At 45.4% G+C, this 6,849-nt stretch carries 5 protein-coding genes and 1 pseudogene; 4 read left to right on the top strand and 2 right to left on the bottom strand.

The annotated features are described in order from the left end of the window. Together IQR33_RS27400 and metN are read right to left on the bottom strand one after the other, a co-directional pair. Positions 1-368, bottom strand: a pseudogene (locus IQR33_RS27400) (methionine ABC transporter permease); the annotation flags it as partial. After that, positions 358-1,392 (bottom strand): methionine ABC transporter ATP-binding protein MetN, encoded by a 1,035-nt coding sequence (gene metN / locus IQR33_RS27395; RefSeq protein WP_005381962.1) that lies wholly within the window; start codon positions 1,390-1,392, stop codon positions 358-360. The pseudogene IQR33_RS27400 and the gene metN, both read right to left, overlap by 11 nt. A 341-nt stretch (positions 1,393-1,733) precedes the next feature. Between metN and gmhB the strand changes: the two genes are divergently transcribed. From gmhB to treC, 4 genes are all read left to right on the top strand, one after another. Then, positions 1,734-2,285, top strand: coding sequence for a D-glycero-beta-D-manno-heptose 1,7-bisphosphate 7-phosphatase (gene gmhB, locus IQR33_RS27390; protein WP_005381961.1), 552 nt, complete (start codon positions 1,734-1,736; stop codon positions 2,283-2,285). Positions 2,286-2,359: 74 nt separating this feature from the next. After that, complete coding sequence (treR, locus tag IQR33_RS27385) at positions 2,360-3,307, top strand: trehalose operon repressor TreR (RefSeq protein ID WP_085569903.1); 948 nt, start codon at positions 2,360-2,362, stop codon at positions 3,305-3,307. A gap of 176 nt (positions 3,308-3,483) precedes the next feature. Continuing rightward, positions 3,484-4,908 (top strand): PTS trehalose transporter subunit IIBC, encoded by a 1,425-nt coding sequence (gene treB, locus IQR33_RS27380; RefSeq protein WP_005383602.1) that lies wholly within the window; start codon positions 3,484-3,486, stop codon positions 4,906-4,908. Between the two features lie 87 nt (positions 4,909-4,995). Continuing rightward, on the top strand, positions 4,996-6,681 hold the full coding sequence (gene treC, locus IQR33_RS27375; protein ID WP_054576933.1) for an alpha,alpha-phosphotrehalase: 1,686 nt from the start codon (positions 4,996-4,998) through the stop codon (positions 6,679-6,681). The last annotated feature ends 168 nt before the right edge of the window (positions 6,682-6,849 follow it).

The raw sequence follows: 6,849 nt of genomic DNA, 5'->3' as shown, positions 1-6,849 counted from the left end.
ACTTCTAATAAAGCACCTTCAATAAGACGAGCGACAAAAGGAATGGCGCCAATAGTCAGTGGGACGATTGCTGCGGTTGTACCGATAAAGGTTCCAACTAGCATTTTTGTCACTGGAATAATCGCAACCATCAGTACGAGGAATGGCACAGAACGACCAATGTTAACGATAGCGCCTAAGCCGCTATTTAGTTTGGTGTTTTCAAGTAGGCCGCCTTTCTTAGTAATATGGAGGATTACGCCTAATGGAATACCCACAGCAAAGCCGACTAATCCGGCAACCGCAACCATGTAAAGCGTTTCCCACGTTGCACCTAAAAGTAGTTTGCTGTTTAAGCTCAGCCATTCAGAAATCGTATTAAAGGACATAACCAAGTACCTCTACTTTTACGTTGTGCTTACGCAGGTATTCAAGAGCTGCGTTGTCATCTTCTTCGTTACCAAATAGCTCTGCGACCATCATGCCGAATTTCACGCCACCAGCGTAATCAAGGTCGGAACTCAAAATACTCACATCAATATTGTATTTACGAGAAATTTGCGACATTAACGGTGCATCGACGGTTGCGCCAGTAAACTCTAAGCGAACCAACGGGTAGCTGCCATCAACACGCTCTGCTTGCAGACGAGCTTGGTAATCTTCAGGAATGGAAAGATCCAGCGTTGAGCGAATGAATTGGTGCGCTAGCTCTGTCTTAGGGTGCGCAAAAATATCGCCAACGGTGCCTTTTTCCACCAGCTCACCACCACCGATGATTGCTACTTCGTGACAGATACTTTTTACGACTTCCATTTCGTGAGTGATAAGTAAAATCGTGATGTTGAGTTTGCGGTTGATCTCTTTCAATAACTCAAGGATAGATTGAGTTGTTGCCGGGTCTAGCGCACTAGTGGCCTCATCACAAAGCAGCACGCTAGGATCGGATGCCAATGCACGAGCAATTGCCACACGCTGTTTTTGGCCGCCACTTAAGTTAGATGGGTAGCTCTCGTGTTTGTCGGCTAAGCCTACAAGCTTTAGCAACTCAGTTACTTTTGTTGTGATTTGCGATTTGTCTTTACCTGCCAGTTCTAGTGGCAGTGCTACATTATCAAACACAGTACGAGACGAAAGCAGGTTAAAGTGCTGGAAGATCATGCCAATGTTACGGCGTGTTTCGACTAGTTGTTTTTTGCTGAGTTTGGTTAGATCCACACCATCAACGATGATGGAACCAGAGGTCGGCGCTTCTAACATGTTTACGCAGCGAATCAGCGTACTTTTACCAGCACCTGATGAACCGATAACACCAAAGATGGTGCCTTTGTCGATGTGTAGGTTAATGTCTTTCAGGGCAAGGATTTCCTTACTGCCTTGGTAGAACACTTTATTGACGTTTTTTATTTCTATCATGTTTCAACCTGCCCAAAGATACGGGGAACTTCGCTGTCAAAAACGGCCTTTGACAGAACTTAATGTTGAGCTTTATCTCAATTTTCAGTTGATGCTATGGGTTAAGCAGAATGAAGTCAATAGATATTTTTACGTCTAGACGTCTAAATGTATGGATGTTCTGTTTCGAAACGGAGATGTATAGATAGAAAGGAGGAGGTAGACGGCAGGGCACCCTCAGATTTACCGATTCTTGCCCAACAAATCAACCGTTTTGTCGAGGCCTAGAATGAATTAGATAGTGTTGAAGTTTATAAGGTATGTAATAATCTGATTAAACCGAGTTAATAGAGAAATACGTTTTGGCAAAACCTGCTGTTTTTATCGATCGTGATGGCGTGATAAACGTTGACCACGGCTACGTTCATGACGAACATGATTTTGAGTACATTGATGGTGTATTTGAAGCGACGAAAGCGCTAAAAGATAAAGGCTACCTTCTAGTGTTAGTGACGAATCAATCGGGCATCGCACGCGGTAAATTCAGTGAAGACCGTTTCTTGTCTCTGACTCAATGGATGGATTGGAACTTTGCTGATAATGGTGTTGAGTTCGATGGTATCTATTACTGTCCACATCATCCAGAACATGGCATTGGCGAGTACAAGCAAGATTGTGAGTGCCGTAAGCCAAAACCAGGTATGTTCATTTCTGCGCGTGACTTCTTGAAGATCGACATGGAGAAATCTGTGATGATCGGCGATAAAGCTGAAGACATGATGGCAGCAGAAGCGGCAGGCGTTGGCACTAAGATTTTGGTTCGCACTGGTAAGCCAGTAACGGAACAGGGCGAAGCCATTGCAACGGTAGTATTGGATAGCATTGCAGATGTGCCTGCGTACTTAAACAAGTAATATTCATTACTGACTGAGATAAGGGAAGCCACTGCTTCCCTTTTGTTTGATTCCTTCTTTTAATCTGAACACTTATGAGCAAAAAACTCACCATTCTTGATATCGCAAAATTGGCAGGCGTGGGCAAATCGACAGTAAGCCGTGTGCTTACTAACGATCCAAAAGTGAAACCCCAAACGCGAGAGAAGGTAGAGCAAATCATTCGTGAATCAGGCTACGTCCCATCAAAGTCGGCGCAGTCGATGCGTGGTGGCAGCCAAAAAGTCATTGGGGTTATCATCTCCCGTTTAGACTCACCATCAGAAAATCGCGCCGTTGGTACCATGCTCAATGCTTTGTATTCCGCTGGTTATGATGCGGTGATCATGGAGAGCCAATTCGATCGCGATAAAACCAATGAGCATTTGGATGTGCTTAGACGTCGCAACGTCGATGGGGTGATCGTGTTTGGTTTTACTGGATGTGATGAGCGAGCATTGGCGGAGTGGGGTAATCGTATCGTCGTGATCGCGATGGACACGCAAATGGTTTCTTCGATCAACTACGACAACCAAGGTGTGATAGACATGGCTTTGTCTCATCTTGAGCAGCAATCTTTATCTCGCATTGCTTATATTGGTGTTGACCCTGAAGACAAAACCACTGGCTTAGCTCGTCTAAATGCTTATAAAGCTTGGTGTCAACGCAAACAAATTACACCTTGTTTCCAGACGGGTAAGTTGAGCCATGAAAGTGCTTATCAGTTGGTAGACAAAGTCCTTCAATCTGACACTCAGGCCATCGTGTGCGCCAGTGACACCATCGCGTTGGGCGTGATTAAGCGTCTTCAAGAGTTAGGCCGTGAAGATGTGGTTGTGACAGGTGTTGGTGGTAATGAATTGCTCTCTTTCCTTTTCCCTAAAGTATTTAGTGTCGACCCCGGTTATACCCTTGCAGGTGAGAAGTCCGCTAACATGCTGATCAATCAATTAAATGGCGATGAGGAAGTGGTTCACTTTACTCAACAGCCTATCGTTTATTGACCCACACTAAAACGATCTGCTCTAAAATTATACTGTGATCACTCTCAATTAATGGGACTGTTCCCATTTTGTTTTTTGTCTTCGAATGGCAATATTAAAATTAAGAAATGGGAATGTTCCCATTTATAAAAACAAAATGATGAATCGAATGTATCCAATACAGGGTGGACAAAGTTATGAGTAAGATTGCGCGTAAAGACGTGGAGCGTCTTATTGAGCTGGTCGGGGGGCCGGACAACATTGCCAGTGTAAGTCACTGTTTAACTCGCTTGCGTTTTGTTCTAAATGATACGGACAAAGCAGATACGAAACAGTTAGAAACATTACCGATGGTGAAGGGCTGTTTTACCAACGCAGGCCAGTTCCAAGTGGTTATCGGTACTGAAGTGGATGAAGTTTACAAGGTACTGATCGGACTGACGGGTAAAAGTGAAGCCAGCAAAGACGAAGCGAAGAACGCTGCTCGTCAAAACATGAATATCGTTGAGCGTGGTATTTCCCACCTTGCAGAAATCTTTGTACCACTGCTACCAGCGATCATCACCGGTGGTCTGATCCTTGGTTTCCGTAACGTGATTGGCGACATCAAGATGTTTGATGGTCAAACGCTAACGGAAATCAGCCAGTTTTGGGCAACGGTACACTCTTTCTTATGGCTGATTGGTGAGGCGATCTTCTTCTTCCTACCAGTTGGCGTGTGTTGGTCGACAGTGAAAAAGCTCGGCGGTACTCCGATTCTGGGTATCACGCTTGGTGTAACATTGGTTTCGCCGCAGTTGATGAACGCCTACCTGATTGGTAAGCAAGTACCCGAAGTGTGGGATTTTGGCTTATTCGCCATCGAAAAAGTGGGCTATCAGGCGCAAGTGATTCCAGCAATGCTTGCTGGTATGGCTCTGGCGTTTATTGAAACCAACTTAAAACGCATCATTCCGTCTTACCTTTACCTAGTGGTCGTGCCGTTTGTCTCAATCATTGTGTCTGTGATTCTTGCGCACTCTATCATTGGTCCATTCGGTCGTATGTTGGGTGACGGCGTTGCTTTCGCAGCAAAAGCAGCCATGACGGGTGACTTCGCAATGATTGGCTCAACCATCTTCGGCTTCCTATACGCGCCATTGGTCATTACTGGTATTCACCACACCACCAACGCGGTTGACCTTCAATTAATGCAAGAGCTAGGCGGCACGCCAATTTGGCCTCTGATTGCGCTTTCAAATATTGCTCAAGCGTCTGCGGTCGTCGGCATCATTATCATCAGTAAAAAACATGGCGAGCGTGATATCTCAGTACCTGCGGCTATCTCTGCTTACCTTGGTGTGACCGAGCCGGCGATGTACGGCATCAACTTGAAATACAAGTTCCCAATGCTGAGCGCGATGATCGGTAGTGCGTGTGCTGCTGCTATTTGTGGTAGTGCGGGCGTAATGGCGAACGGTATCGGTGTGGGCGGTTTGCCGGGCATCTTATCTATCCAACCGCAGTTCTGGGGCATTTTTGCTTTGGCTATGTTAGTCGCAATGCTGGTACCTGCTGCATTAACGTTAATTCTTTATAAGCGTGCACAAGCCAAAGGTGAGCTTGAGCCTGCAAACGCGTAATTCTATTTGAGGCAGTGACTTGGCTGCCTCCTCCTATTTTTCTTTTCAAATTTTAAGTTTCCGATTACTGGTAAGTGAGTGTTAGAAATGGCTATGACCAAGCATGATGAGAGCTGGTGGAAAACCGCAACCATCTATCAAATTTACCCAAAAAGCTTTTGTGACAGTGGCAGTAAAGGCACGGGCGACATCAAAGGGATCATTTCTAAGCTGGATTATCTTAAGCATCTTGGTGTGGATGCGATTTGGCTGACGCCGGTTTACCAATCACCAATGATCGACAACGGTTATGACATATCCGATTACTACTCGATCAACCCTGAGTTCGGCACTATGGAAGATTTCGATACTTTGCTAGCAGAAGCGCATCAGTTGGGCATTCGTATTATCATGGACATTGTAGTGAACCACACGTCGACAGAACACAAGTGGTTCCAATCCGCACTGGGTGATAAAAACAGCCCATACCGTGATTACTACATTTGGAAAGATCCGGTAGATGGTGTAGAACCAAACAACTGGCAATCTAAGTTTGGTGGTAACGCTTGGGCGCTGGATGAAAAAACAGGCCAGTACTATTTGCACCTTTTTGCTAAAGAGCAAGCGGACTTAAACTGGGAAAACCCAGTAGTGCGTGAAGAAGTGAAAGAAGTCATCAGCTTCTGGGCAGACAAAGGTGTCGATGGTTTCCGTCTCGACGTTATCAACCTGATTTCCAAGCAGCAAGATTTTCCAAGTGACGATATTGGTGATGGTCGTCGTTTCTACACGGATGGTCCACGTGTGCACGAATACCTTCAAGAGATTAGCGAATCTGTGTTTCAAAAATACGGCAGCGTAACAGTGGGTGAAATGTCTTCCACCACACTAGATCACTGCCAGCAATATTCTTCGCTAGACGGCAAAGAGCTATCCATGGTGTTCAACTTCCATCATCTGAAAGTCGATTATCCAAATGGTGAAAAATGGACCAAAGCGCCGTTTGATTTCATTCAGTTAAAACAGATCTTCAATCATTGGCAAACGGGCTTAAATGGCAAAGGGTGGGGGGCGCTGTTCTGGTGTAACCACGACCAGCCACGCGTTGTGAGCCGATTAGGTAACGACGAGCAATACCGTGTTGAATCTGCCAAGATGCTTGCGGCATCAGTGCACATGATGCAAGGCACACCTTATGTTTACCAGGGGGAAGAGATCGGCATGACCAACCCGGGTTATACCGAAATCAGCCAATATCGTGATGTTGAAAGTACTAACATGTACGACATCATGGTCAACCGTGATGGTGTATCTCATGACGATATGATGGCGATCTTGGCACAGAAGTCGCGTGATAACTCACGTACACCAATGCAATGGAACAGTGCAAAACACGCGGGCTTTACTGAGGGCACGCCGTGGCTTGAAGTGGCGCAGAATTACTCTGAAATCAATGCTGAAGCTGCGGTTGCCGATTTGAACTCGGTGTTCTACTTTTACAAGCGTCTGATTGAACTGCGTAAACAGGTTCCAGTTATCACCGATGGCCGTTACGAGGACCTGCTGCCAGAGCACAAACGTATTTTCGCTTACGCTCGTCAGAACGATAAGCAAACGCTGCTGTGTATCAATAACTACTACGCAGAAGAGGTGGAATGCGTTCTGCCAGAACGTTTTGATATGAGTAAAGCGAAAAACTTGCTATCTAACTATCAAAACTCAGCGAGCGCAGTCGCGTCAAACCATCAAGTGTTACGACCTTACGAAACTCGTATTTTATTGATAGAAGAATAAACTCGGGTGTCATCACCCCTAAGATTGATGTTCGAGATGAAGGCTTTGGTGTGCTCCCCAAAGCCTTCTTTTATTGAGATACCTATAAAAAATGCGAGCTTATTTTGTTTCAATCGCTGTTAGCTGCACTTTCTCTTCGTTGATTTGTACTTGTTGTACTTTCAGCAG

The organism is Vibrio sp. OPT46, assembly GCF_015163535.1.
Lineage (GTDB): Bacteria > Pseudomonadota > Gammaproteobacteria > Enterobacterales > Vibrionaceae > Vibrio > Vibrio alginolyticus.
This window is presented reverse-complemented; position numbering and strand designations above follow the sequence as displayed.

Excerpts from the sequence above, each read along its gene's own strand:
- treB (WP_005383602.1), top strand. The coding sequence starts at position 3,484 with ATGAGTAAGATTGCGCGTAAAGACGTGGAGCGTCTTATTGAGCTGGTC.
- treC (WP_054576933.1), top strand. The coding sequence starts at position 4,996 with ATGGCTATGACCAAGCATGATGAGAGCTGGTGGAAAACCGCAACCATC.
- treR (WP_085569903.1), top strand. The coding sequence starts at position 2,360 with ATGAGCAAAAAACTCACCATTCTTGATATCGCAAAATTGGCAGGCGTG.
- metN (WP_005381962.1), bottom strand. The coding sequence starts at position 1,392 with ATGATAGAAATAAAAAACGTCAATAAAGTGTTCTACCAAGGCAGTAAG.